The following is a 26646-nucleotide window of genomic DNA, read 5'->3' as shown; positions in this document are numbered from 1 at the left end:
TAGGCTGTCAGGTAAATTCTGAGCACCATCGCGGGGGCGCAATATGGAGTCCAGTCACATTTTTGTATCCGATTCACCGTATTCCCGTAGTGTGCCGAACCCGGCGGCGAAGATTCGGCTGTACTGCCTGCCGTTTCCCGGCGCCGGTGCGTCGGCCTACCTGCCGTGGGCGCCGGTCCTGCCCGGGTGGATCGAGCTGCGGGCGATCCAGCTGCCCGGGCGCGAGGATCGCTTCCTCGAAGATCCGCTGATCCGGTTCTCCGACGTGATCGAGGCGGTCGCGGACGCGATCGCGGCAACCGCCGACGAGCCGTATGCGCTGTTCGGTCACAGTGGCGGCGCGCTGCTGGCCTACGAGGCCGCCCGGGTCCTCACCGCCCGGGGCCGGCCCGGACCGGTGCAGTTGTTCGTGTCCGGAGAAGGCGCCCCGGGCTGGCGCGGCGATTCCCCGGCGCTGGTGCACCAACTGCCCGACGAGGACTTCCTGGCGGCCATCCGCGCCCGGGGCGGTCTTGACGAGGACCTCCTGGGCAACTCGGAACTCGTCGAACTGGTGCTGCCCGTGCTGCGGGCCGATTTCACCTGGTACGAGACCTACCAGCCCACCGCGGCGCCGCTGCTGTCTTGCCCGATCACCGCCTACGGCGGCAACGCCGACGACCTGGTGGACCGCACGGCGCTGCGACAGTGGGCCGAGCACACCAGTGCCCGGTTCGAGACCCATTTCGTGGACGGCGACCACTTCGCGGCCTGGCGGTCACCGGAGACGATCGCCGCCTCACTCGGGCTGGTTCTCGCCACCCGGCTGGGCCTGGCGAGCTGATCCGGCCGCGCTCCTGATCCCTCGTCCGGGCGCGGACACCGCCCGGACGAGGGCCGTCAACGGTCAGTCAGGCCTGCCGCGGCGGCAGCGATGCGAACCATCGGTCGGCCTCGGCCGACGATCGCAACCGGACCACCGACACCCCGGTCAGCCGCGGGGGCGCCAACCTCAGGGGCAGTTCGGCGCAATGCCTCCGGTGCGAACTCACCGCCCACTTGACCAGGGAGTCCTTCCCGAGCAGGTTGCTCCACGTCTCGCGGTTTCCGCTCCACAGCTCGGTCCGCCGCAGGATCCGGCCGAGACTTCGCCGGATGATCCGCAGCAGGATCAACGGCAACGGAATGTCCAGCCAGACGATCGTGTCGGCCCGAGGCCAGAGCAGGTCGCTGACCAGGTCGATGTAGTTGCCGTCGACCACCCAGGCCGGCCCGTCGGTCTGGGTGGACACCCGCTCCCGGAAGATCTCAATGGGTGCGGCCGTCCAGTTCGGGCCATGATGGAGACCGTCGAGTTCGATGTGCTCGGACCCGGCCCTGGCCGCCAGCTTCTTCGCCAAGGTCGACTTGCCTGAGCCACAGGTACCCAGGATGACCACGCGGTGGAGCTGTCCGGTGCGGGTGTCACCCGCGATATCGCTGTTCATCGGTCGGGCTGTTCCTCAGTCCTTCTCTGCGGTGCGGTGCACATCAACGCCTCATCCAGCGCCTGTGCGGAACCGTTGTCGGGTAGGCCGTGCAGCGTCCCGACCGGGGTAACAGTGACATACCCGTCGGCGAGCAGCTGCGCGTCGGTGGTCGGATCCTCAGGCAGGCCCGAGGCGTCGAGCCACACCCTCGGCCCGGTGCCCTCCCGGCGATCGGCCCGCAGCACGCGCCGGCCCACCGCGGCCAGTCTGGCCCATCGCACGCCGCGCACCTCGGCCAGCGACAGGTCGGGGACGTTGATGTTGAGCACAGTTCGCTTCCGCGCCCCGGCCAGCCAGTTCGTCGCGTACCCCGCTACTTCTGCCGCCGTCCCGACATGCACCGGCTCGTCGGAGTCCATGCTGACCGCGATGCCCGACATGCCCAGTGACGCCGCGGCCAGGGCTCCGCCGACCGTGCCCGAGTGCAGAATCGCCCGGCCGGTGTTGGAGCCCCGGTTGACGCCCGACGCGACGCACCAGGGCGGCGGGCCGAACGTCCCGATCCTGGCCAGCATGACCGCCAGGGCGGGGGTGCCGTCGATCCCGACGAACGGCACCCCGGGCAGTTCGGGGAACTCCTTCTCGACCGTGGCCACCGGTTCGCCCGGGGTGTAGGCCATGCCCGCGCCGCAGCCACTGCGGTCGTCGAGCGGCGCGACGACGACGACATCGTGCCCGGCGCCGGTCACGGCCCCCGCGAGCGCACGCAGCCCGGGTGCGTCGATCCCGTCGTCGTTGGTGACCAGGACCCGCATCACTTCGTCGCGCTCGCGCCGGATCGAACTCCCTGCTCGGCGAGTTCGGCGAACGCGGCAATGTCGGCAGCGTCGAACGCGTCGGTGATCCACACCTCGGAGTCGCATTCCTTGCGCACGAGTTCGACGATCTGAATAACCGCCAGCGACGAGGCACCCAGATCGAAGAAATCGACGTTCTCCGGAATTTCTTCACGCTTCAGAACGCGTTTGACGATGGCCAGGACCTGGTTTCGAACTGAGGTTGTCATGGCGCGATCCCTTTGTTGGCGGGAGTGTTTTCCGAGCAGCGCCGGGTGGCGCCTCCGGTGTCAGAAGAAATGGTCGTGCGCGGTCCAGCGCGGCGCGGTCTGCCGGCGACATCCGGTCGGCTCGCAGGACGGCGTCGATCTCGGTGGCCCGGACCGCCCGCAGCGGAGAGCTGTTGTCCCGCCAGCGCGGCGGAAGCAGGGCGCGTTCGGCGCCGAGCACCGCGTTCCCCGCCTCGTACTCGGCGGCGGCCACGTGCGCGGCCACGCCGAACCGGTGCAACAGGAGCGCGACCACGGCGCCCGTCCGGTCCTTGCCCACCGAGCACGCCAGCAGTACCGGCCGGCAACCGCGGATCAGGTCGACAACCGCGCGGGCGGCCACGCTGTATTGGGGCAGCGTCCGCAGGTTCCGGTCGGACACTGTTTCCCGAAGTCCCGGCTCGGCGTCGTGCACCGGCACCCGGTGCCAGGACCAACCCCGCTCGACCAGTCCCTCCGCCCCGCCGTCGCGTTCCACCTCGCGGTCGGTGCGCAGATCCACGTAGTCGACCGGGCCGAGGGCGGCGACCAACTGGTCCGCGCGATCGGGCGGGAGGTGGGCGGGCGCGGCGGACCGGAGCACAACGCCGTCGCGCACCCGTCCGGACCGGATCGTGGAGGTGCCGCCCAGGTCGCGCAGGTTCGCGACGACCGCCGCGGTCACGCGCCCGCCGCCGGAAGCCGCACGGTCAGACCGGGAATCCGGGCCGTGCTCGGCGTGACGTAGTCGTCCTTCCGATAGAGCACGGCCAGGTACTCCCCTGGGTCGATGCCGGTGGCCCGGATCTCGTCCTCGTCGACGAACAGCTGGCGGTTGAAGGCGCTCACCTCCCGTTCGGTCATGTCGGCGCGGATCCGGTCGTACGGCGTGTAGAGCGTGGGCCGCACCCGGGCGCCCGCGCCGTTGATCACGTCCATGGCCCGGCGGGCGCCGTCCGGGGTGGTGCCGGGCAACCCCACGATCAGGAAGCAGTTCAGCTCGACGCCAGCGTCGAGGCACCAGCGGGCCACTTCGTCGAACCGGGCCCGCGCCGACTTCTTGACCGTCGGAAGTCCGGGCTCGGCCTCCTCCTCGAACGTCTCCACGCCGACGCTGATCCGCACACAGCCGGCCTCCCCCATCCGCCGTACCAGGTCCGCGTCGAGATGGAACATCGTCGTCGCGCACTTCCACGGGTACCGGCGGGGCTCACCGGCCAGCGCGTCGCAAAGCCGCCGAACCCACCGCTTGTCCAGGGTGAAGGTCGGCGCGTAGAAGGCAACGTACTCGAACGGGCTACGCGCGAAGCACTCCCGGATGTACGACACCACCCGGTCGACGTCCATGCGCCGCTCGCGCAGTCCCTGCATCACCGGCACGTCGCAGAAGTCGCATCCCACCGGACAGCCTCGGGCCACCGGAACCACCAGCTCCCGCCGTTCGGGGATGCCGCAGAACTTGTTCTGGTCCCGGATGTACAACTGTTCATAGTGGACATACGGAATCTCGTCGACGTCCGGCAGCACCCAGTCGTCGGCCGGCAGCCAAGTGCCCGGTCGCTGCGGGCCGCGCCACCCGTCCCCGGCCCGCCACGACACGCCGGCGAGGCCGGCGTCGTCCGGCCGCCCGGCGGCGAGCCAGCGCAACACCTCGCTGACGGCGGCCTCGTAGTCACCGCTGTGTCCGACCGCGTCGAGCGCAAGGCCCCGGAAGAAGCCGGGTGTCTGATAGCTCAGCCGCCCGACGGTCATCACCGCCGACCGGGGACACAACGCCCGGATGTAGTCGGCGGCTCGCCGCACGCCTTCCACGACGTCGAAGTCGTTCACGAGGACGACAAGGTCGTAGTCACCGAGGAACACTCGATCGGCGAAATCCTTCCATGTCACGTTGAGCGCCCCCGCGTCGAGGGCGTCCACCTCGTGTCCGCGCCGGCGGAGGAACGCGGCGATCGAGAACACCGGCAGATGGTGCCCGGCGTTGAAATAGCTCGGCACATGCGGCGGCCAGCAGACCAGAACCTTCATGTGAGCGCTCCTGTGGTGGGGAGATGTCCGTTGACCAACGAGACAACGGTTTCCGTGGCCTGCGGCAGCGGTTGGACCAGTACTCGGACGCCCTTGCCTCGCAGCCTGCGTCGTGTGGCGCCCATCCGCGAGCCGAGCAGACCAGGCTGCACGGCGACCAACAGCGTTCCCGGTCCCGCGGCGGCCTGACCCACCACGGCGGGCCAGCTCTGCCCGGGAAACCGGGCCACCATCCACAACAGACGGCGCAGGTCGTTCGTAGCGGGTACCGAGACGCCGTCCAGGACCTGCCTGCGCACGCTGGCCGGCAGGTCGGCGACCCCGCCCCGGCGGATCCGGCCGGCCCGCTGGATGATCCTGCCCGCACAGCGCCAGGCCGGTGCGTCCACCAGGACGACGAGTTCGGCGTGTGGAACGCGCAGGTGCAGGGTGGGCAGGTAGTTCCCGTCCACGATCCACCGCTGCCCGGCGACCAGAGCCGCTTGCCGCTGGGCCCATTCGTCGGCGGTAGGCCTGCTCCAGCCGGATCCCCAGTGCGCGTCGTCGAGATGATGCAGCGGCAGGCCCGTGCGCCTGGCCAGTTCCCGGGCCAGCGTGGTCTTGCCCGCGCCGGGGCTACCCAGGATCAGAAGCCGTTTCGGCCCGGTCATCGCAATCACCGCAACCCATGGGTGAGGAGCGAGGCACGGCTTCGGGCCATTCCGGGATCCACATCAGACACCTGGTGCCAGGAGTCGGGGCCGCGAGCCAGCAGGGCCGAGGCGCCCAGCTCCGGGACCACGCTCGCCACCACGGCCGCGGAGTCGTTGCCGCCCAGGATATCCAGCCGCCCGCCGAACTCGGCCCGCCAGTCCTCGTTGAAGTAGATGATGTGGCTGAACAGCTTGTCCGCTCGATCCGTGTGCGGGCCGAGCCAGTCGCCGGGAGCGTGCCGGACGAGGCGGATCTCCACCGCGGCGGCGACCGGTTGCCCCAGCAGGCGGGCCACGTCACGGCCGTACGCGGCACTGGTGAGATCGGCGACCAGGCCGCGCCACAACGCGGGTAGGTCAGCGGGCGGTCCCGATCCCGGACCGACGATCGTCCGTGAGTAGTTGCGGTAGGTCTTGCCGGCAGGGCGTCCGGTCGCGTCCCGGCGTTCGAAGCCGTCGGTCGGGAAGGAGCTGACCAAGTCCCGCGCGACGGCCAGGTCGAACAGCTCACCGGGGTGGGTGGCCAGCCATCGATAGGGTTCCGATCGAGCTTCGCGATCGGCCCAGTCCGGCGCGAGTACGGTCGTCACGCCATCACATCCGGAGTTCGCGGCAGTCCGGCGACCCGGACCCGGGCGTAGGCCACGTCGAACCCGGACACCGCGACCAGCCGCGCGCTGTGCAGGTCCACCCCCAGTTCGGGCGGCACCGCGAAGTCGAATTCCAGCAGCGCGCGCTCCGTGGGCACGACCCGCGTCTCGTCGTGCACGCAGCGGTCGCCGGCTTTGTCGAACAACCGCAACCGCAGCCGCGCAACATCTGTCACCCGGGACCGGTCGCCCGGGAAGTCCAGCTCCACCACGATCCGGATGTTCTCCCCGCCGCGTACGTAGGCCGGGCTCTGTTGGACCACAAGCGACGGTCCGGTCATCCCGGACTCCCGGATCGGGCCGCACACCCGGCACAACACCGCGACGCGCTGCAGCCCGGCCGGTTCGCCCGCGCCGAACCGGTGGTGCTCGGTCGGCGTGCCACACCGGGCACAGGGTGGTCCGTCGTCGATCCGCAGTAGCAGCTGGTCGTAGTGTCCGAGGTCGAACACGTCGGCGGTGTCGCGCACGTCAAGGAGAATTCCGGCCATCGTCTCGTCCCAGCGGGCGATGCGCAGCCGGATCACCGTGGCGGAGCGCAGCAGCCGCCGCAACGCCTCGCCGGCGGGCTCCACCTCAGCCCATTTCAGCGCGTACAGCGCCAGCCGCTCCACATCGTCGAGCCGGCGCACCGGATCGGCCAGCAGGTCGTCCGCCCGTTCGGCCAGCCAGGAGCGCAGCGCTCGGACCAGCCTGCGCCCGCGTTCGGTGTGCCGTAGCACGGACGCCAACCAGACCCGCAGGTCGGCCAGTTCGGTCGGTTGGGCGGAAGGGCCGGCGCCGGTTTCCGCATCGCCCTCGATCGCCGCCTGGCACGGATCACCCAGCAGGACGAACGCATCGCGCTGGCCGAGGCGGGCGCCGAACTGGTTGAGCCGGACCACCAGCTCGCCCAGCGCGGTGCCGCCGGTCAGTCCGGCACGCACCGATTCGAGGAGGGTGTCGGGCGCCACCAGCGGACGGGTGGGCGCGATGACAGCGGCCGCGACCCCTTCGCTCAGGGAGAGGGCCATCGAGACCGGTGACGGGTAGAGTTCCTGCGCGACGTTGAACCCGTTGCAGCACAAGAAACATACCGTGGTCGCGGCGATCTCGTCGCCGAACACCACCTCGGCGCCGGTGGCCGTGGCGCGTTTGCACGACCGCGGCTCGCGCACGCAGCCGGCGTGCGCCCCCCGGGGGAACTCGGCCTGATCCAGCAAGCCGCACACCACCACGCCACCGTACTTGGCATGACCGCCCTCGCCATGGCTGCGCAGCACCGCGACCCGCGATGGCGTGCGCAGTCCGGCCAATAACTCGGTCACGGGCAGCCGCGGGTTGTCCTCCGCGCGGTGCGATGGCGCGTCGAACAGGCGGAGGTCCGCGACCGCGACCGCGGGTCGCAGCAGCGCCTTGGCAACGGCGAAGGACAACGCGGCGCTGTCTCGTCCACACAGGACACCCACCGGACGCCCGGCACCCGACGTCAGCCGGGCCAGTGCCGACACGGTGAACCGGGCCGCATACCCGACGACGACAGCGGCGCTCTCCGGCGCGTCACGCACCGTCGTCACCGCGTCGTCGACCGACATGGCGAGCGCCAGGCGGGATCCGCTGCAGGCCGCGAACACCCGGGCCGCGGGTTCGGCTTCGGCACCCCACGCGACCACGACCCGCAGTCCCAGCCGCTGCTGGTGCGGCGCGCCGTAGCGGTGGGTCAGCACGTCGGCCCACCGGCGGGCGAGGTCCGGTCGAGTCGGCGCGAGCACCGGCACCGCGCATCCGGCCACCGGAGCACTCGCGGCCGCGACATACTCCGGCTCGGTGTCATACCACCGAACGGTCGTGTCACTCGTTGTCGGCACCATGAAAGCCTTCCCGGACTCGTCCGAAACCAGCGGGGTCACTCGCCCCAGAACCACACTTGCACGAGCCGCCGGGTCTGCCCGCTGCCGCGGGGGATCGCGGAGACCGAGTGCCAGGCGTTGTCCGTGCGCCGCAACACGATGGAGTTGTTGGGCAGCGGCGGAATCTCGATGTGCACGTCGTCCGGTTGATCGGACGACAGCACCCGGAAGCACCCGCCCATCTCCGGGGTCCACTCCTCGGTCAGGTACATCAGGTGCGTGACGATCTTGTGCGCCTTGTCCACATGCGGCTGGAAGAACGATCCTTCCTCGAACCGCCAGAAATGCGCCTGCATCCGCAGCCCGCGCACGTCGTGGCCGGTGGATTCGGTCAGGCTCTCGCGGTACTCGGGAGAGAGCAGATCCTCGGCGAAGGCCAGCCACCGGTCGTCGAGCGACGCGGAGTCGTACGGCACCGTCTTCCCCAGCTCGATCAGCGGCCGGGTGGCGACGCTGTGCTGGTACCAGGCGTCGCTGCCCTTCTTCCCCAGCTTCTCCAGGATCTGCCGCTGCGAGTGCCAGCCGAAGCCGATATCGGGGAAGACCTCGGCCAGGCCCTGCGGATCACGCAATGCCTTGCTGTAGTACGCCCACGGGTATGGCTCGTCGTGGAACTGCGCGGCGACGATCTCGTCGAAGTCGATGACGTTACTCACGTGATTGGCTCCTTGCTCGATATCGTGTCTGTGGTCAGGACGCCGCGCAGTTGTTCGATCGTCAGGGGGTCGAGCAGGCCGGGCCGAACGTCCGCACAGCCGCTCAGCTGCTCGCGCGAGCGGCAGCCGACCACGACCGCCGACACCCCTGGGTGATCGAGCACAGCCGACAGCGCCACCCGCACCGGAGTCGTGCCGTGCGTGGCGGCGACCTGCCGCACCCGTTCCGCGACGGCGCGTCCCCGGTCGGTCCAGTAGCCGAATCCCTTGCGGGACAACAGCGCATGCCCCGGCGGCGGGCGCCGGCCGAGATCGTAGGAACCCGCCAGCAGCCCCCGGGCGAGCGGCGCCGCGGCGAGCAGGCCGATCCCGGTCCGGTTCGCGAGCTGTCCGAGGGCGTCCAGCCGCGCGATGTCCAGCAAGCTCATGGGCGCTTGCACACTGGTGACCGGGACCCGGGGCGAGGCGAGTTCGGCAGCGGCCAGCGCATCGGCCGCCGTGGTGTTGCCGAGCCCGAAATAAAGGATTTTCCCCTGGCCGACAAGGTCCTGCAACGCGCCGACGGTTTCCGCCAGGGGTGTCGCCGGATCGGGCGCGTGCAGCTGGAACAGGTCGATATAGTCGACGCCGAGCCGGCGGAGGCTGCCGTCCACCGCCACCCGCACGCTCTTGCGTCCGGCTCCGGGACAGGCACCATGACGGTACTTGGTGGCCACTACGCACTCATCGTGCCGCCCGCGCAGTGCCCGGCCGAGCAGGCGTTCGCTCTCGCCACCCGCATAGACGTCGGCGGTGTCGAAGAAGGTCAGCCCTTCGGCGAGCGCGGCACGTACCAGCGTGATCGCGTCCGAGCCTGTCACGTCGGCGCCCAGCTGCGCGCATCCCATTGCGACACACGGGATGCGCAGACCGGAGCCACCCAGCGTGTTGATATGCAAGGTCCCCCCAAATGCCACACCGTGGTCTCAGTCAGTGCGGTGGTGTGCCCTCACCACGAGACGCGCATCTGCTGGACATGCCGTTCGGCGAGTCCCTCCGCGACAAGGCCGTCCACATCTCCCTGCGACAGAAGCTCACGCTGCCGGTCGGTGAGGTGGTACCGCGCGCCCACCTCGTCCGGATTCAGCTCCCACTCGCGCCGCAGGCCCGGATCTGCGCCAAGATCGTCGAGCAGTGCGTTGATATCCAGGATGGGCATGGTTCCCCTTATCCGATTTACCTGAATGTGGACACGGGCGCACACCGGGCAATCTGCCGAGCCGCCAGAAATTCGATTAGTGTCGAGAATGAAAGTTCAGCGGTCGACAAACAAGTCGCACGACCATCGTCGGCAAGCCCAAGCGGAGAACGAAAATCGCACAGCGCTCTTTCCCTTCCCCAAGTGCAGAACGGTTCCCTGCGTTCGCGCGGCGCACCGGCCGTAACCCGCGAGGTTCCCTTTCAATGCCTACACGACGGGACGAAGTGGCGCAAGAAGCCATCCGAGGAATTGATCGCCGCACCATCGCCACACCTTGCCAATAGGTGGTTGCACTGCCCAAGAAGGTGTGCGTACGCTGCGTGATGGTTCACGTACTTATTCTGGGGGATGGGTCGACGACGGGACGGCCCGAGAACACCTTGTACGCCCAGTTAAAACCGACCAGCGCCGGGTCTTTTCGGCGCGTTGGTCGGTCGCCGCATCTTCTCTTCGCGGGAAGCTCGCCGCGTGCATCGCGGTGGCATTGACGTGCCCGCCGCCGGTGATCATCGGGTTATCACACGAATTGAATTGGGGGGACGAACACGGCATGACGACAAGCATCTGGACCGGCGCCGAGGCCACCCCGGCGGAGGGTCTCGCCCAGGACACTCTCGTGGTCAGTGGGCCTGCCCGACTGCGTGGACACGTCGATGTCTCTGGTTTCAAGCACTCCCTCGTGACGATCGTCGGCGCCGCGTGCACGGCCAACGCCCCGCTGATGGTGACCAACTGTCCCGCTCTGGTGGAGACCGACGTGCTGGCCGACGTGCTCCGCGACCTTGGGGGTGTCGCGCACCGCGGCATCGGTTCGCTTGTCGTCGACGCGGCCGGAATCACCAGCGCCGAGTCGTTCACCGTCGCGGCCGAGCGCATCCATGGCTCCGTCTACCTGGTGCCGGGCCTGCTCGCGCGCCTGGGAGAAGTCGCAATCCCGACTGACGGCGGCTGCCGGATCGGGGACAGCGCCGAGGGCAAGCGTCCGATCGAGCAGTACCTCAGTGTGCTCGAACGCTTCGGCGCCGTAGTGGATGCCGACCGGGCCGGGAACCCGAGGATTCTGGCCACGGCGGGTCTGCGCGGATGCGAGATCGATCTGCTCGACTACACCGCTATTCGTCCACTTCGGACCGGTCCACTGTACTCCGGGGCCAGCAAGATGGCGATCCTGTGCGCCGCGGTCGCCCACGGTACGAGCCTCCTGCACAATCCCTACCCGAAGCCCGACGTCACCGATCTCATCACCGTGCTCTCCGAGTTCGGCGCCGACATCGAGACCACCCTGACCGGTTCGCTGGTGATTCACGGGCGCGGGCCGGCGGCGCTGGACCAACCCGTGCTGCACCGGCTACTGCCGGACCTGATCGAGGTCGTCACCTGGGTGGCCGCCGGCGCGTTGTCGGCCGACGGACCGCTGCGCATCCGCGGCGCCGGCCTATCGCGCGCCTGGGCGGCGCTGCGTCCGGAACGCGAGGTGTTCGACCGCATGGGCATCGGACTCGACTCGACCGCGAACGAGCTGATCGTGCACCCCGCGGAAACGTTGCGGCCGGCGGAGATCGTCGTGACCTCGCCGGGCATCTACAGCGACTGCCATCCGTTCTTCGCACTGCTGGCCTGCCTGGCCGAAGGAACGACGACGATCCGCGAGACGGTCTGGCCCAAGCGGTTCGGCTACGTGGCAGGCATGCGGGATCTCGGCGTGCAGCTCACCGCCGGGGACGGGGCGGTCGAGATCGCCGGAGTCCGTCCGCCGCAGGTGGCCGACCGCGTCGTGCACGCTCCAGATCTGCGGGCCGCGGCGGTACTGCTGCTCGCCGCGCTCCGGGTGCCCGGCCGAACCGTCGTGACGGGAACCCACCATCTGGCCCGGGGATACCCGGACCTGGTCGGCTCCTTGCGCGGGCTCGGAGCACGGATCGAGGAGGAAGATCGATGACCGCTCGGGGGCCGGTGCTCAAGCACGTCCCGGAGGATTTCGTCGTACGCGAGACCATGGTGGTCCCGCTGGCCGACGCGACGGCGGAGTACCGCTATCTCCTGTTACGCAAGTCCGGTTATACGACGATGGAGGCCATCAGGCATCTGGCCGCGGCACTGGATGTGGCGAGCACCGAGGTCACCTACGGCGGCCTCAAGGATGAGGACGGCGTCACCGAGCAGCTGGTGGCCGTTCCCGCCCAGGCCGTGGCCGCGGACCTGCCCGGCGCCCGGGAAGACGGCCGGTGGTGGGAACTGCACCATTATGGCTACGGTCCGGCTCCGCTGAGCATCGGCCGGCTGGAGGGGAACGGCTTCCGGGTCGTAGTGCGCAACATGGCGCCCGAACTCGCCGAGCGGTTCGCCGGGGCGCGCAAGATCACCACCTTCTTCCTCAACTACTACGACACGCAGCGCTTCGGAGTGCCCAACGGGCCCAAGCGCACCCATCTGGTCGGCGCCGCGATGGTCGACGGCCGGTGGGACGAGGCACTGCACGAACTCGCCGGGCTGGGCGCGCCGGAGAGCGCGACGGCGGCGGGATGGACCGGTCACCCGAAGGACCACTTCCGGGCGCTGGATCCCCGGACGGCGTCCTTCTATCTCGCTGCGCACTCGTCGCACGGCTGGAACGCGGCACTGCGAGCGCTCGTCGGCACCACCTGCGGAGGCAAGGACTTCGAGACCGTCGTCGACGGGATCCCGTTCCGGTACGTGAACTCACCGCTCGCGTCGGCCAAGGTGCTCGCGGCCAGCCCGGTCCTGCCCTTCACCCGGTACGGGTTCGTCGACGGCGAACCGGTCACCACCGCGTCCGAACGGACGACCGTGGTGCAGACGACCATCTCGGTCGGGCCGGTCGAGGGCGATCCGGAGCACGCGGGCAGGCACCGGGTGGCATTGAACTTCTTCCTCCCGTCCGGCAGCTACGCCACCGCTGCGCTGCGGCAGATCACGTCGTATGCGACGTTGGCGGGAGGGGCCGGATGACAGACGCCGGCAGTGAGATCGAGACCGAGATCGTCGCCTGCCTGCGCGCCGCGAACCTCGTCCGGAACCCGTGGGACCACGCGTATCTGCCCACCGTCGTGCCGCCGGCGACCGCACTGCGCCTGTCCCGTGCATTCGGCAAGATCAGCCTGACCGACTGCGAGGAACGCGAACGGCAGAAGACCTACCGATTCGGCACGGCCGATCTCGACCCGGAAAGCGTGGCGGACGATCCCGACTGGGCGGCGTTCGCCATGGCGCTCAACGGGTCCGCCTACCGGCGGGCGATGACCGAGCTGACCGGCATTCCCCTGGCCGACGCGTCCCTCTCGCTCGCGGTCTGGGAATACCGCGAGGGCGACTGGCTCGCCCCACACGTGGACAAACCGGACAAGGTCGTCACGCAGATCTTCTACTTCACCGAGTCCTGGTCCGAAAGCGACCGAGGCCGTCTGCTGGTGCTCGACCGACCGGACGTGAGCCATCCCCGGTTGGTGCTGGCGCCGGCGCTGGGCAGCAGCGCCGTACTCGTTCGCTCGGAGTCGTCCTGGCACGCCGTCGAACCGCTCTCCTCGTCGGCCCCGGCGCCGCGCCGCTCGCTGACCGCGACATTCCGCCGCTGATCCTCGTGACGAGATCGGCACACTCGAAAGGTGATCATCATGACGATCGCGCTCAAGTCGGACATCCGGCCGCTGGAACTGCGCAGGCTCGACTACACGGGCGCACCGACCGGCCACAACGCCGATCCCCGGTTTCGCCGCGAGGTTGTCGAGGCGCTGCGCTCGGACGGACTCGTCGTGGTTCGCGGCTTTCCCGTCGACGGCGTCGCACTGGTCCATTTCGGACGCCAGCTCGGTGAACTGGCGCCGATGGTGAAGGAGGGCGAGACGCCCTCGCCGGATGAGCCGCTGGATTGGCTCGGCAATACCGAGTCCTATAAGAAGCGTACGTTCGGACAGGTTCTCGCCCTGCACACCGCGGCGAGCCAGGTGCCCGTCACCCCGCAGCTGCACGCCATGTTGATGATGCATCAGGGCATCGAAGTGGACAACGAGTCGGTGGACAACGGGCAGACCACCATCGCCCGGGTGGACGACGCCGTGCGCAAGCTGTACGCCGACCTCGGTCCGGACCCAGCCGAGTCGGTGCTGGAACTGATGACGACGACGGCCATCAGCACCGAGCACCAATTCGACTACGCACAGCGCGACGAGCCCATCCTGTACCGCCATGACGACGGCACCTGGCAGTTCCGCTACTGGATCTACATCGTGCTGCTCGCCCAGCGGGCCGGCCTGTCCGGCGACCGGCTGAACGCGCTGATGGCCTTCGACGAGGCGCTCAACAGTCCGGAGGTCAAGTTCGAGGTCGAGCTCGAGGCGGGTGAGCTGATCATTCTCGACAACCTGCGCGTCGCGCACGGCCGGCGGCCGTTTCCGACCGAGGTGACCGGTGCGGATGGCCAGACGGGTTTCACGCCACGCCGTGTGTACAAGGTCCACATCTTCACCGAGCTGCAGGCGGACGCATGAAAGACGGTTACTACCTTTCGACTTATCTCAACCCTCCGGGACTGCACCGTGTCGCGAACGTGCGACTCCGCCACGACCACAACATCTCGTTGTGGCGCAAGGACGGACCGCGCGTGGATCTGCTCAACCACTGGGAACTCGAGCGGATCACCGGCCAGAAGATGCACCGCACGCCGTTCCTCGACCTGACCGACCAGGTGGAGTTCATCAACAACCTGCTGGCGCCACACGGCATCGGCCTCCACGACCTGGTCGAGATCTGGGGTAACCCCGAGCTGAGCCGCGACGAGAACTACCACCTCGTGCACGAACTGCCCGATCTCGCCTTCCACAGCGTGTCGCACCTCTACAGCGCGATACTGCTGGACAGCGAAGTCTTCTATGACGGCACGATCGTCGGGTTCGCGGTCGACCGCGGTCCCGACCGGCTGCTCGACCGGGTGCCGAAGGCGCACTGGTTCGCCGGCTGTGTCGTCCGGGCGGGCGAAGTCGCGTTCTTTCCCGTCGAGTCGCCGGGACCGCTGTACTGCGAGGCGCGGGACCGGTTCCGCATGCGCGAGGGCAGCCTGATGGCGCTGGCCACCGCCAGCAAGGCCAGCGGTGAGTGCGACTGGCTGCCGCTGCTGGAAGAACGCCGGTTCGACCGCGCCGACGTCGTGGAGCGGTCGCAGGAGGTGTTCGACGAGATCGTGCGACAGGTCGGTCCCACCCTGGCCCTGGACGACGCGTTCACCCCGGAGGAGAACCTGATCAGCGCGGTGATGAAGGTGGTGCAGTCCTTCTCGGTCGCGTTGATGGAACGCAACGTCCGGCGGACGCTGGAGACCTGGGCGATCGACCCCGCCGACGCGCACCTGGCGATGGCCGGCGGCTATGCGCTGAACTGCCCGACCAACTCGCACCTGATGGAACGGTTCGGGTTCCGCGGTTTCCTGGCGCCGCCGAGCGTGGGCGACGACGGTCAGTCGGTCGGCATCGGCCTGGCCGCCTTCCACAAGAAGGCCGAGCGGCGGCTGCGGTTCACCTATCCGGGTGCGTATCTCGGCCGGACGGACACAGATCTGGCGGCGGCCCTCGCCGAGTTCGACGAGTTCGTCGCCGGCGTCGCCGAGTACGACGAACAGATCGCGGTCGACGACCTGCTCGACGGACCGGTGGCCTGGTTCAACGGCGCCTCCGAGGTGGGACCGCGCGCGCTGGGCAATCGGAGCCTGCTCGGCGATCCGTCCTCCCCGACGACGAAGGACAAGCTCAACGAGATCAAGCAACGGGAGTGGTGGCGCCCGGTCGCTCCGGTCGTCCTCGAGGAACGGATGAGCGACTGGTTCGAGGCGCCGGAACCGTCGCGGTACATGCTGCGGACCTTCACCATCCGACCGGATCGACGTGACCGCATACCGACGGTGGCGCATCTTGACCAGTCGGCACGGGTCCAGTCGGTCTCCCGGGCCCAGAACCGCGAACTCCACGAGCTGATCCTCGCGTTCGAGCGGCGTACCGGCGTGCCCATGCTCGCCAACACCTCGCTGAACGACAAGGGCGAGCCGATCATCGACTCGATCGTCGAGGCCTTGCACTTCTGTCTCAGCCGGGGAATCCGCGTGGCGTACGTGAACCGGACGCGGATCGAACTCCAGGGCTTCGCCGAGTTCACCGCGGACGGGCCGCGGCCCCGTACGCGGGCTCCGTTCACCGACCTGCCCGCCGAGCGGGTACGGGCCGTGCGCGACCGGGACAATCCGCATCAGCTGCCGGATCTGCTGCTCCACCTGTACCTGGCGGACCTGCCGCTGTCGCAGCGGCTGGACATCCGCGACCCGGAGCAGGCCCGCCAGGTCCGGATCGAACTCGATCGCCGGCTGGCCGACGACCCCGGACTCCGGGTTCGGGCGGAGCGGACCATCGAACGCAACGCCGTCCACTTCGCCGCCTTCGGCACCCACCCGCTGGTGCCCCACCGCTCCGACGATGACGCCGGCTGACCGGTCACTCAACGGTCAGCGCCGATCGCCGGAGCTTCCCGGCCCCGGTCCGGGGCAGCACGTCCACTGCCGTGAACGACTGGGGCACTTTGTGGGCCGACAGGCGCGCACGGCAGTAGGCCTCCAGCTCGGGCCACGACAGCTCGGTTCCCTGCGCGGGCACGACAAGAGCGTGCGGGACCTGGCCCAGCACCGGGTGCGAAGCCGGTACGACGCACGCGTCGACGATCTGGTCCGACGCGAGCAGCACGGCTTCCACTTCCGCCGGGTACACGCTGATCCCGCCGACATTGATGAGGTCGTTCGCCCGGCCCTGGACATAGAGATAACCGGCGTCATCGAGATGACCGAGGTCGCCCACGGTGAAGTACTTCCCCTGCCAGGACGGCAGCTGTTCTCCCGCACCGAGATAGTCCGGCCCGCTGCCGTCGTTGGACCGCAGGAAGATCCGCCCCGTCGTTCCGGCCGGCACCTGGTCCCCGGCTTCGTCGACAATCGCCACGGCCCCGGGATCCGGCCGTCCGACACTTCCGGGCCGGGCCAGCCATTCGTCACCACGGATATAGATATAGGCGAACTGTTCCTGCGACGAATAACCCTCGTAAACTCGTTCCGGACCAACCAGGTCGAACCACGCGATTTTGACGTTCGGCGGACAGGACGCGGTGCCGTGATGAATCACCTCGATGGACGAGAGATCGCGATCGGCGATACGCGCGCCGGGCAGGAGCAACAACTTCATCATGGTCGGAACCAGACGCATGAAATTCACCGAGTAGCGCTCCACGCAATCCAGCACGAACGACGGGTGAAAGCGCGGGAGAAGAACCACCCGATGACCAAGTCCGAGCGGACCGAAAAGCGCGCCGAAGCCACTGTGAAAAAGCGGCGCCGCGACCAGATGGGTCTGGTAAGAGGTGAATCCCATACGTCGTTCGTGCGGTGTGGGAATACCGTCCGGGTCGAACATCCACCCGCGTTTGCGATGGATGACCCGCGGCCGCCCCTGCGTCCCACCAGTCGTCGAGGCGCTCCTCGGCTCACCTGACGGGGGTGGAGGATTCTCCTCGGACCAGCCATCGGCCCAGACCTCGGGGTCGATCTTCGGGCAGTCCGGCGAACACGCCGACCGGGTCACATACAGTCCGGGAGAGATCACCGAGACGATGTGGTCGACCTCGGCATCGGACAGGTGCGGATCCACCGGAACCACGGTCGCGCCTATTTTCCAGGCCGCCAACGTCGTGATCACGTGATCCAGCTCGCCGGGTAGCGCAACCGCGACGACCGTTGATTCCCCGACACCACATTCGGCAATTTGCCGAGCACGATGGTTCGATTTTCCGTTCAGTTCACGCCAGGTCAGCTGACGGTCTTCACCCGACCGTTTCGGCAGTATCAACGCGATATCATCAGCCTTTTCCTGAGCCAAGCGCTCCACACGTTGCGTGATACTCTCCAGCTGACTCACAGCACCCCCTGACCGGACAGCGACATAACGAAAGTAGCACGCCCGCCGGCCTGTTCTCCAGAGCTTGTGTTGGCTATTCTTGCCACCGGGGGTGGACGATGAACGAAGGCGGAAAAGTGCTCACCGCGCACAAGCGCCGGCGGATTGATAATCGCCGCAATCTGAGCAGCAACGAACTGCTGCACCAGGACATGGACACTTTGCTGGAGGAGGCGCTGGCCGGCCTGGGGCCGACGCTGATCCGGCGATATCCGGTGACCGCCGAGGCGATCGACGACATCGCGGGCCACGTCGGGCTGAATCCGCAGGAGTTCATGCTGACTCCCGGCTCGGACTGTGCGATCCGGCTGCTGGCCTGGCGCCAGGTACGGCACGGGACCGGCGGTTTGCTTCTCCAGTGGCCCAACTATGACGCGTGGGAGGATGTGGCCGCCCGGTCGGGCCTGGCCGTCGAGCGGATCGCCGGCGAACCGGACCAGGCGAACCGGAGCCTGTGCGAGGCCGCCGCCCGCACCTCTGGTCAGCTCGTCGTACTGAGCACGCCGAACGGTCCCGCTGGCTGGACGACCCCGGAACCGGTCCTCGACGATCTTGTCCGCATAGCGGCCGAGCGGGACCATCTGCTGGTGATCGACAGCTGCTACCAGGCTTTCACCGGCCCGTGGACACATCACCTGGCTCGCCGCGGCGCCAACGTGGTCGTGGTGCAGACCCTGTCCAAGTCACACGGCCTGGCGGGGGCCCGCCTGGCTCTGCTGGCCGGCGAGCCGGAACTGGTGGCCGAGCTGGCACGCGAGCGCACGGAGCAGACCGTGTCCGCGATCGCGGTGCAGATGGCCAGAGCGCTCATGGCTAGAGAAGCCGAACTGGGCCGCATCTGGTCGGACATCGGCAAGGCACGGGAGCACGCGGTCGCGACGTTGTCCAGTCTTGGCCATCAACCGCTGCCGTCTGGCGGCAACTTCCTCACCATCCCCGTCGGCACCCCACTGGCCGCGACCACGTTGCAGGAACAATTCTCCCGGCGCGGCTATCGCATCCGGCTGCTGACCGAGGCCGAGGGACTGTCCGGGCACATCCGTTTCACCGTCGGTGATCCGGACCTGACAACGGATGTGCTGGCCGAGTTCACCTCCCTGCTCGGCTACGGATCTTGAGCAGTGGATCACGCGGAGCCGTTCCTACGCCACTCCGCAGGGCACGACCCCCGGCAGCCACCCGCTGAACGGGCCACCCAACCACACCCCACAACCAGAAAACGCCGCCAAAACCCAATCCGAACCCTGCCAGGCCAGCCCGTCAGCCGCGCGAACCATCAGGGCTAGCACGAGTGTCAGCACTGAATAGCATGACGACCGCACGGGTCGCACTCGCTTCACCCCGTCTTGAATCGACTTCCGAGGCTGAACCCTGGCACCCGCAGCGCATAGACCTTCTTGGTCCTCTTCGGCCCACGTTCCAGCTTCCGGCGAGCATCCAGACCACCTGCGGCGCGCGACCTGCGCAGTAGTTGTACCTCCGTGAACGTTTCCACCGAGATGATCGCCGGATGTGCCGGGCGCCGAGAACGGACGACATGACCGGCGGACACATCCTCCGGGTCCAGGAGCGTCTCCTGTTTGGTCCATCGGCCGAAGAACGCGCCGGTGTAGCGCGGGTTCTCCAAGATCACGCGAACTGCGTTGCCCTGCCAGCCATCGGCCAAACGGTGCCGGTTCTGCTTCGGCCGCCGAGCCGACGGGCAGGGGATGCCATCGCGGTTCAGACCGTTCGATCGCCCGATCGCCCTTGCCTGCCAGGTACTCCGCGAAGATCCGCCGCACCACCTAGGCCGCTGTCTCGTCGATGGCGAGCACGCGCAGTCGATAATCCTCTGCCGTCTTCCGTGGGTTCGGATGCGGTCCGCCTCTCAGATGCAGAATCTGCCACGCATGAACGCAGCGCTTGAGATCACCACGTGAAATGAGGGACGCAGATGCGCCGTCCGGCTCACCCGGGGTGTCCCCGCGCGTGCCGTTGTCGGTCGGCCTCGTCACCGACCCGGCGGTGAGTATCGCCGTCGGGGAGCATGGTGGTCACGCGGCTGCCCTGGTGCTGGTTTGCGGCGTTTCTGCTTATGTTCGGCGTTTTTGCGGCCGTGATCATCGTCCTCGTCGCGCTCGGACAGAACCTCGTGGTCGCCGTCGGTAGTCCAGCCACCCCGAGTGCGTCGCAATCTGGGTACTCGCCCGTGTCGCCGTGCTCTCCGGACGTCGCCGAGGGCACCGGGCCGTTGAGGCACCGCAGGAAGTCGCCGGCGAAATCCGGTACACGTGCAAGATCGTTCTGTGGGACCCTAAGCCTCTATTCGACCATCAAGCCCAACGGTGAGCCCCAATGTCAGGTCCTTCGTCCCGCCCCGCTGCAGACCGTCCCGGCGACTGGTTGCCACCTCCAGTGGGTCTGGCTATTGCCGCCGCTGTGAGTGGGTTCGAGCCGCAGAGCGTGCACGCCGTGATCCACGCCGCGTGCTCATCACCGTCCGCCGTACACCGCCTCCCGACGCTGGCTGCGCTTCTCGTCGGAACGTGGAGTAACCCCTCGATCGGCAGACGTGAAGCAACATCGGAGGATCTCTCAGGTTGGCTACTGGCGCCGACGCTGGCTTTCGATGGTTACCTCGCGACGGAAGACTGGGTTCCCGCAGATCCACGGCTCAAGGTCACGGTGGAATGGTCGGACGTCTTGTGGCCGCTCCACCCCGGCTGCCTCGACCGGCCTCGGGAGACGCTGGAACTCATCCGGCGCCTCGCCCATGCCGTGGACCCGGTTCTGCAGGACTCGCTCGGTTTCGGCGTCAGCGACCTGACCGAACTTGGGCTGCGGATAATGGGGCTGGAAAGGGAGGTCGTGAAGTCGCATTGGGTCCGTGACCGGGTGGGCAGGTCCGACGACCCCGCGACGGTGACACAGGCCGAAGTGAACGCGGTCAGTCGGCTACTCGCCATCTGGCGCTCGCAACCAGCGGACTCGCCGCTGCCTGAATTGCTTCTCGAGAGACTGGCACCAGTCGCAGAAGGAAACAAGGAACGCCTGGCGCGTGCGCTTGACTGGGCGACCGCCAGGCCGGCGTCCGCCCGTCTGCATGTGGGCCATGAATACGAGGAGTTGGGAGCCCTCGCGTTGGCGACCGGTGCCGGGCTGCTCCCGATGCCGGGCGGGCTGATGCTTAAGGCCCTTGCCCAACTGGCGCATCGCCTGGCGCGCGAAGCCGCTCGGTTGGAGCGTTCGATACGTGGACGCCGGGATACGTCCGACACAGTCGCCCGCCTTTTCGACCAGGCACAGAACATGGTGGTCCGCAGTCTGCTGGCGTTCCCGGCCGTAGTCCTGGTAGGCGCGCGCGTGGTGGACATCGGCCGGAGTGCCCCCTTGATCCTTATCGCGTCCGCCGCGCGACACCTCGTTGCGATCAGTCTGGCGGTCGATCCCACCGGTGACAGCGCCATCGCGATCAACAAGGCGAAACGGGCGGTCGAGCGGGTGGTCGCCGGCTGTGCGGTCCGGCTCGGGCAGCCGGTGGAGCTCGATGAACCTCCACCCGGCGACTATCCGTTCGACCTGTCCGTGCTCGACGGACATCCCGTCGACATCCGAGACGACGTCGAGGTGACGAGGGTCGTTCTTGTGGACGGCCCGCGAAAGTCGGTACAGGAATTCCGTCGCGGCACGATCGTTCTCGGGGTGGAGGAGTGGAGCCGGCTCGTGCGTGAAGCGAGCCAAGCCGAGGAGTTATGGGCTTTCCTCGACGAACTCAAGGCATTACCGGGCGTTCGGGTGGCCAGAGCTTGGAGCATTTTCGATCTTTGGGAGGAATTCCGCAAGAATGGTGTTCTACACGGCTCCGGAGCCGACAAACTTGAGCTCGGTTTTCTGCCCGCCGATACCGCAGCAGAGTGGGAACGGTTGGCCGCTGTCGAACGGTTCGACTTGCTCGCGCTCGAAGTCGGCCTCCCGCGGATGGAGAAGTGGCCCAGGTGGGCGCAATTGGGCGATGATCGCGCAATTGCCCTTTCACTCGAACCGTACTGCTTGGCGTTGATGAACTCGACGAGCTCGTTTGTCGTCGTGGTGCGAGAGTCGGAGGTGAAGGTTGACCATTCACTGAAGGTTGCACTTGCAGAAACTCTTTGCAGCGGTCTTCGCCAAATCGTCCCTGGCATCTCGCTGCCGGTTCCGGACATATCATTGCGAGTCGGTCTCATACCGCTGACGTTCCCGGATGCTGAACATCGGCCGGTCAGATTCGTTGGTCTGATGAACGACGAGATCGTGCTGACCTTCGACCCGCGGTTCGTCGGGCTTCGAGACTCGGAGACCATCCATGGTCTGCTGGGGGCTTCCCTCGCGGAGGGGTTGGCGATGTTCGCAATGGTCACCTCGTCGGAGGCGCCGCCAGAGGATGGTACCTATGACCTCGACCTCGCTATGGCGGACAACTCTGTTGCGTTGGAGGTGTACGAAGCTGTTTTCGAGAGATGGAAAGACCTGCCCGTTCAACTCCATGTGGCACAAGTGGCCAGCCCATTCGCGGTGCAGGATGTTTCATCGACTGCGCAGCTGGCTCCCGTCGGGGACGCCCGGGTTCGAAGGGACTTGGCGCGAGTGCTGCACGGGGAACGGGTCGGTCCGTTGCGGGCGTCCGGGGCAGAAGCGACACGGCTGCTCCGGCAACGGGTGGTGCCTGCGGTCATAGCTGTGCTCGACCAGGAGTTGGCCCGCTTCGACCCCGTGCAAGCGGTTCCGGCCGTGGCCGCTCAAATCGAGCGGACGCTGGCGGGAAACAGCCGGGACGATTTTAGGCGTTCGGTGTCCTCTGAAACCATCGATGGCGCGACGGCCGAGGACGCTCTGCTGAACACCGTGGGGTGGCGGGCTGCTCACTTAGTCCTCGAACAGATGATGCACACAACTCCGGTCGGGCACGCTCGTCTCGATGACCGCGACTGGTTTCGTCTGGTTCATCTCGCCGCGCTTGCCCTCGAGCTGAGCGGTCGGGCAAGCGCGGCTGATTCCGGCGCGGAGGAGCTGGACGTGACGGTCGCCTCGGACGGTGTGGTGACGGTCCACGTCAGCGCCGGGCGTCTGGACCTCGCAGCCTATAACGCAGAGCTGCTGCGGGTACACCTCGATCGACAGACTGACCGGTTCGAAGAGTCGTTCGCACCCCAACCGGCGACCGAAACGGAGAGACCGTTCCAGTCGTTCAGCGTGGCGCTGAGTGAAGCTCCCAATGACGACCGAAACAAGGCGATGCGACGAGCGCTGCTCGATTTCGACCAAGCCTCACGAGCCAGCCTCGGCACCGGTCTCGAGGGTCTGTTCGCCGTTTTGCAAACTGCTGCGGCCTGGCCGGTGTCCGGTGATGTGCTCGTCGCGGATGTCCCTGTCGACGCGCTTGTCGAATCGGTCGTCGAGTGGTCGGGACTGGCAATCGACGAGGTCGAGGCCGCGGTGCGCGAACTGACCTTGAACCACGCAAGTCTTGCCGCCACCGGAGTCGACTTCTGGAACGTCGAGCGACGTCAAGCCCGGCTCGCGACCCGCCCGCTGGTCGGGCTGCCCAGGAAAGGGGCAGGGGCGAGGGTTTGCGTTCTCCCCCGGCAAGCCCATGCGACACAACAGATCTTCGCGAACTATCTCGGCAGCCAGCGGGTTCCGTGGCCGGACGAGTCCCTCCCGGCTGCCTTGCGCACGGTCGTAAAGAAGTGGGCGCAGGCCGGGCAGCGCGCTTTCGAGAAAGAAGTCGTCGTTGCCGTCGAGGAGAACGGCTTCCGGCATGTGCGTGCGGTACTTCGCCCGGACAAGGCCGCCAAGGACGGTTTGATCATCCCTGGTGAGATCGACCTTCTCGTGGCCGACCCCGTCCGTCGCCGGATCTGGGTCGTGGAAGCCAAGAACCGGCACAAGCCCTACTCGATCGAACAGGTGCTGAATGAAGTGCGAAAGTTCCACGGTATGCGCGAAGGCGAGCGATCGAAGGCGAAGCAGAAGACGAGCCCGGACAAGGCGGAAGTTGGAAAGTTGCTGGCAAAAGCCGATGCGCTCCGGCGGCAGACGACGGCGGCGCTCAACGCCACCGGGTTGCCCGCGGAGGATCCCGTCGGCTGGACGATGTGGCCTGTGATCGTCAGCCCGAACCCACTGGCAGCGGCGTTCATCGACGATCCGCGGGTCCCGTTCGCATGCGTTCGCGGGTTCAAGCGGATGCTCGTCAGCGACGCCGACCCCGTCCCGGGGCACCTCTCGGACTTCGCGGACTGACCGGATTCAAGCCGGTCGGCGTGTCTGGAATGGCCTTCTTATAATGGTTTAGGCGCCGCTGGCCTCGGAGTGGGTAGTGGCGACGGTACAGCCGCCTATGCGGATCATGCGCTGCAGCCGTCGTCTCACCGAAGGTGCTAGGTTCGTGCTGGCCGACCGAACAGTCCGCAAGAATGTGCGGTTAACGGGCTTTGGTGTCAGCGAGCCAGATGCGGTGTCTGCGCCGCATCGCGACCGAGGACAGGCCATGCCGGGTTGTCCTCGAACAATGTGCGTCGTCGCGGGCCTGGTGCGTGAATGCTTGGTTGTGCCGTCGCGTAGTCACTGAGCCGTCTGGCGGAATTCGGCTGTTTGCAGACGTCGATTTGCCCCGGGCGCGGCGAGCGAGGATTGAGGATCGTAGCTTGAGTAGTCCGCGCGTGTTTACCTTAACCAAGCTGTCAACGCTTTGCCAATGTTGCCCCTCTGGGTGTTCTCGGGATTTTGCTGTTGTTTACGGAGCAGGTTGCGGCGTTGCCGGGTTCGGTAGGAGTCGCGGCTGAGGGTGGAGACCCTCGGCGTGATGGACGAGGCGATCGATCATCGCTGCTGCGACCACGTCATCGGAGAAGGTTTCTCCCCAGCGGCCGAAGGGCAGGTTCGAGGTCACCATCACCGAGCACTGCTTATAACGGGAGGCGATGAGCTGGAAGAATTGGTTTGCCGCGTCCTGGTCGAAGGGGATATATCCGACTTCGTCGATGATGATCAGCTTGTGGCGGCGGATCTTCTTGAGCTCGGCCTCGAGGCGGTTGGAGTGGTGCGCTTCGGCGAGGCGGGCGATCCAGTTGCTGGCGGTGTCGAACAGCACCGAGTAGCCGGCTTGCCGTCCACGGCCGCATCGGCGTGCACTGTGGCGCGATGGATACGGCCGGGTTGCGCCAGTTCTAAATGCGCTTCGCCACTCATGGGCGTCAGCGCGCTGACTTGACCTTGACCGCGTGCTCTTGTCCGGTGCGGTGTACTGATCACCTCAGCTATCACCACCGGAAGTCTGACAGTTCAGTCGTCCCACGACGACAGTGGCGGCGGAGCTTCACCGCAGACGTGGATATGCTCAACCGGCCGGCTTGTGCCGCTTACCGCAGAGGTCAGCGCCTCGATCGTGGGCGCGTCTGGCCTGCGCTCACCGTTGGCGTGGGGCGGGTTCGTGCTCGCGGCCACCGTGCTCGGCGCGTTCGTCGTGATCGAGCGACGCCGGGCAGCACCGTTCGTCCCGCCGAAGCTGCTGGTCGAATCGCGCTTCGCCCGTTCCGCCGTAGCCGCGATGTGCCAGATGTTCTGCCTGACGGCCACCCTGCTCACGATCCCGCTGTACGTGACCACGCGGTGGGGCACCGGTTCCCGAACGGCCGGAATACTCGTCGTGGCGCTACCACTCGCGATGACGGTGCTGGCTCCGGCGGCGGGCCTGCTCACCGAACGCTGGCGGCCCCGCCAGGCACTGCGAATCGGGCTGCTGTGCCTGGCACTGGCGGAAACGGGCCTCATGGCCGTCCTGGCATCCGGCGACTCCGGTCCGGGTCCGATGTGGACACTCGTCGCGACGGCCACGTGCATCGGGGCGGGCATGGCGCTGACTCAGACCCCGGCGGCCGCCGGGGCCAGCCGTTCGGCACAGGAAGCGGACTCCGGCGCCGGCCTCGGCGTGTTCAACATGCTGCGGTTCGTAGGCGCCGCAACGGGAGGCGCGGCAGTGGCCATGATTCTCGGCGACTCCCCCGGCGGCGCCGCTCCGTTCGCGATCGTGGCCGCCGCCTGCGCCGGGGCGGCTCTGGTAGCGCTCGCGGTCACGTTCGCCGGACGCACACCCCGCTGAACGCGGGTCACGAACTCAGCCGGCCCCTACCACGTCCGCCACTAACCGTTCCCTGTTACGTCTGCTGTCGCGGGCACGAACAACCCGGTCATCAGTGCTTCCGCGAGCAGTGCGAGCAGATGATTCGACCGTCCGACCCCGGCGAGTTCACCCATGTCGGGCGATGCAACCGGACGGCAGGTTTTCGAACGGTGATGCCAGGCACGACCGACCGCGACGGATACGGAGGAACCACCATGACCATCGGCCCGATCCAACTGCTCGTACTGGGGTTTCCCCAGCCGGACTTCCACGGTGAGATCATCGCCGAGCTGGAACGCCTGCGCGCAACCGACACCGTTCGCGTCGTGGACGCACTTGCCGTGCACAAAGATCTCGACGGCGACATCGAAGTGGCCCATCTGAGCAACATCTCCGACGAGGAAGCGGCCGAACTCGGCAGCAAGGTCGCGGCGTTGATCGGGCTCGGCATCGAGGGCGACGCGGGTTCCGGCGAAGACGCGCGAGCGGGGGCCGAGGCCGCCGCCGACGACATTCAGCCGTTCTCCGACGAGGACGCGTGGGATGTGCTGGACGAAATCCCCAACGGCAGCGCGGCCGCACTGCTGCTGCTGGAACACCGCTGGGCCATCCCGTTCCGCGACGCCGTCGTCCGCGCCGGCGGGTTCCGCGTCAGCGAAGGCTTCATCAGTCCCCTGGACCTGATCGGCATCGGACTCGTCTCGGCTGAGGAAGCGAAAGAATTGCACGAGCAGGAAATGGCTGCTGCCAGCTCCAAGTAAGGGAGACACGACATGTTCCGATCACGCAGGATGGCCCGCCGCACCGCCCGCCGCACCG

At 67.5% G+C, this 26646-nt stretch carries 24 protein-coding genes; 10 read left to right on the top strand and 14 right to left on the bottom strand.

Annotated features, from left to right (window positions below; translation table 11 throughout):
- Window positions 1–91: 91 nt before the first annotated feature.
- Window positions 92–823 (top strand): thioesterase II family protein, encoded by a 732-nt coding sequence (locus tag LOZ83_RS20200; RefSeq protein WP_236792413.1) that lies wholly within the window; start codon window positions 92–94, stop codon window positions 821–823.
- A gap of 67 nt (window positions 824–890) precedes the next feature.
- On the opposite strand, the gene LOZ83_RS20195 is transcribed toward LOZ83_RS20200, so the two are convergent.
- From LOZ83_RS20195 to LOZ83_RS20145, 11 genes are all read right to left on the bottom strand, one after another.
- The gene (locus tag LOZ83_RS20195) at window positions 891–1466 is read right to left on the bottom strand and encodes an adenylate kinase (RefSeq protein WP_236792412.1); all 576 of its coding nucleotides are present in this window, start codon (window positions 1464–1466) and stop codon (window positions 891–893) included.
- Window positions 1463–2263, bottom strand: coding sequence for a 5'/3'-nucleotidase SurE (surE, locus tag LOZ83_RS20190; RefSeq protein WP_236792411.1), 801 nt, complete (start codon window positions 2261–2263; stop codon window positions 1463–1465). The genes LOZ83_RS20195 and surE overlap by 4 nt, the downstream gene beginning before the upstream one ends.
- On the bottom strand, window positions 2263–2514 hold the full coding sequence (locus LOZ83_RS20185) for an acyl carrier protein (protein ID WP_236792410.1): 252 nt from the start codon (window positions 2512–2514) through the stop codon (window positions 2263–2265). Before LOZ83_RS20185 ends, surE begins: the two co-directional genes overlap by 1 nt.
- Entirely contained in the window at window positions 2456–3217 is a 762-nt protein-coding gene (locus LOZ83_RS20180; protein ID WP_236792409.1) for a tyrosine-protein phosphatase, read from the bottom strand. The genes LOZ83_RS20185 and LOZ83_RS20180 overlap by 59 nt, the downstream gene beginning before the upstream one ends.
- On the bottom strand, window positions 3214–4560 hold the full coding sequence (locus LOZ83_RS20175; protein ID WP_236792408.1) for a radical SAM protein: 1347 nt from the start codon (window positions 4558–4560) through the stop codon (window positions 3214–3216). Before LOZ83_RS20175 ends, LOZ83_RS20180 begins: the two co-directional genes overlap by 4 nt.
- Window positions 4557–5210, bottom strand: coding sequence for a hypothetical protein (locus LOZ83_RS20170; RefSeq protein ID WP_236792407.1), 654 nt, complete (start codon window positions 5208–5210; stop codon window positions 4557–4559). Before LOZ83_RS20170 ends, LOZ83_RS20175 begins: the two co-directional genes overlap by 4 nt.
- Window positions 5211–5215: 5 nt before the next feature.
- On the bottom strand, window positions 5216–5842 hold the full coding sequence (locus LOZ83_RS40460) for a 2OG-Fe(II) oxygenase family protein (protein WP_236792406.1): 627 nt from the start codon (window positions 5840–5842) through the stop codon (window positions 5216–5218).
- A complete protein-coding gene (locus LOZ83_RS20160) occupies window positions 5839–7749 on the bottom strand; it encodes a hypothetical protein (protein WP_236792405.1) in 1911 nt (636 codons plus the stop codon). Before LOZ83_RS20160 ends, LOZ83_RS40460 begins: the two co-directional genes overlap by 4 nt.
- Window positions 7750–7787: 38 nt before the next feature.
- On the bottom strand, window positions 7788–8447 hold the full coding sequence (locus LOZ83_RS40455; RefSeq protein ID WP_236792404.1) for a 2OG-Fe(II) oxygenase: 660 nt from the start codon (window positions 8445–8447) through the stop codon (window positions 7788–7790).
- The gene (locus LOZ83_RS20150) at window positions 8444–9334 is read right to left on the bottom strand and encodes an aldo/keto reductase (RefSeq protein WP_236792403.1); all 891 of its coding nucleotides are present in this window, start codon (window positions 9332–9334) and stop codon (window positions 8444–8446) included. Before LOZ83_RS20150 ends, LOZ83_RS40455 begins: the two co-directional genes overlap by 4 nt.
- A gap of 101 nt (window positions 9335–9435) precedes the next feature.
- Window positions 9436–9645, bottom strand: coding sequence for a hypothetical protein (locus tag LOZ83_RS20145; RefSeq protein WP_236792402.1), 210 nt, complete (start codon window positions 9643–9645; stop codon window positions 9436–9438).
- Between the two features lie 592 nt (window positions 9646–10237).
- Here LOZ83_RS20145 and LOZ83_RS20140 point away from each other — a divergent pair.
- The 5 genes from LOZ83_RS20140 to LOZ83_RS40450 are packed head-to-tail and all read left to right on the top strand — an operon-like array spanning window position 10238 to window position 16174.
- A complete protein-coding gene (locus tag LOZ83_RS20140) occupies window positions 10238–11626 on the top strand; it encodes a hypothetical protein (RefSeq protein WP_236792401.1) in 1389 nt (462 codons plus the stop codon).
- A complete protein-coding gene (gene truD, locus LOZ83_RS20135) occupies window positions 11623–12657 on the top strand; it encodes a tRNA pseudouridine(13) synthase TruD (RefSeq protein WP_236792400.1) in 1035 nt (344 codons plus the stop codon). The genes LOZ83_RS20140 and truD overlap by 4 nt, the downstream gene beginning before the upstream one ends.
- Window positions 12654–13280 (top strand): 2OG-Fe(II) oxygenase, encoded by a 627-nt coding sequence (locus tag LOZ83_RS20130; RefSeq protein WP_236792399.1) that lies wholly within the window; start codon window positions 12654–12656, stop codon window positions 13278–13280. Before truD ends, LOZ83_RS20130 begins: the two co-directional genes overlap by 4 nt.
- A gap of 39 nt (window positions 13281–13319) precedes the next feature.
- A complete protein-coding gene (locus LOZ83_RS20125) occupies window positions 13320–14192 on the top strand; it encodes a TauD/TfdA family dioxygenase (RefSeq protein WP_236792398.1) in 873 nt (290 codons plus the stop codon).
- A 59-nt stretch (window positions 14193–14251) separates the two neighbouring features.
- Window positions 14252–16174, top strand: coding sequence for a nodulation protein NodU (locus LOZ83_RS40450; RefSeq protein WP_236792397.1), 1923 nt, complete (start codon window positions 14252–14254; stop codon window positions 16172–16174).
- Window positions 16175–16178: 4 nt separating this feature from the next.
- Here the strand turns inward: LOZ83_RS40450 and LOZ83_RS20115 are convergent, their stop codons facing one another.
- Entirely contained in the window at window positions 16179–17645 is a 1467-nt protein-coding gene (locus LOZ83_RS20115) for a class I adenylate-forming enzyme family protein (RefSeq protein WP_236792396.1), read from the bottom strand.
- 98 nt (window positions 17646–17743) lie between these two features.
- Between LOZ83_RS20115 and LOZ83_RS20110 the strand changes: the two genes are divergently transcribed.
- Entirely contained in the window at window positions 17744–18802 is a 1059-nt protein-coding gene (locus tag LOZ83_RS20110; protein WP_236792395.1) for an aminotransferase class I/II-fold pyridoxal phosphate-dependent enzyme, read from the top strand.
- A gap of 218 nt (window positions 18803–19020) precedes the next feature.
- On the opposite strand, the gene LOZ83_RS20105 is transcribed toward LOZ83_RS20110, so the two are convergent.
- Window positions 19021–19395 (bottom strand): recombinase family protein, encoded by a 375-nt coding sequence (locus tag LOZ83_RS20105; protein WP_236793493.1) that lies wholly within the window; start codon window positions 19393–19395, stop codon window positions 19021–19023.
- Window positions 19396–20105: 710 nt separating this feature from the next.
- Between LOZ83_RS20105 and LOZ83_RS20100 the strand changes: the two genes are divergently transcribed.
- Window positions 20106–23948 carry a hypothetical protein gene (locus tag LOZ83_RS20100; RefSeq protein WP_236792394.1) on the top strand — a complete coding sequence of 1281 codons (3843 nt, stop codon included), beginning with the start codon at window positions 20106–20108 and terminating at the stop codon, window positions 23946–23948.
- Between the two features lie 493 nt (window positions 23949–24441).
- Here the strand turns inward: LOZ83_RS20100 and LOZ83_RS20095 are convergent, their stop codons facing one another.
- Window positions 24442–24798 carry an ATP-binding protein gene (locus tag LOZ83_RS20095; protein ID WP_308190249.1) on the bottom strand — a complete coding sequence of 119 codons (357 nt, stop codon included), beginning with the start codon at window positions 24796–24798 and terminating at the stop codon, window positions 24442–24444.
- A gap of 261 nt (window positions 24799–25059) precedes the next feature.
- Between LOZ83_RS20095 and LOZ83_RS20090 the strand changes: the two genes are divergently transcribed.
- Both LOZ83_RS20090 and LOZ83_RS20085 read left to right on the top strand, forming a co-directional pair.
- Complete coding sequence (locus LOZ83_RS20090) at window positions 25060–25806, top strand: MFS transporter (RefSeq protein WP_236792393.1); 747 nt, start codon at window positions 25060–25062, stop codon at window positions 25804–25806.
- 236 nt (window positions 25807–26042) lie between these two features.
- Complete coding sequence (locus LOZ83_RS20085) at window positions 26043–26588, top strand: hypothetical protein (protein WP_236792392.1); 546 nt, start codon at window positions 26043–26045, stop codon at window positions 26586–26588.
- Window positions 26589–26646: the final 58 nt, after the last annotated feature.

The organism is Amycolatopsis sp. GM8 (genome assembly GCF_021653975.1).
Lineage (GTDB): Bacteria > Actinomycetota > Actinomycetes > Mycobacteriales > Pseudonocardiaceae > Amycolatopsis_E.
Note: the sequence above shows the minus strand (reverse complement) of the source record. Positions and strands in the feature narration are given on the sequence as shown.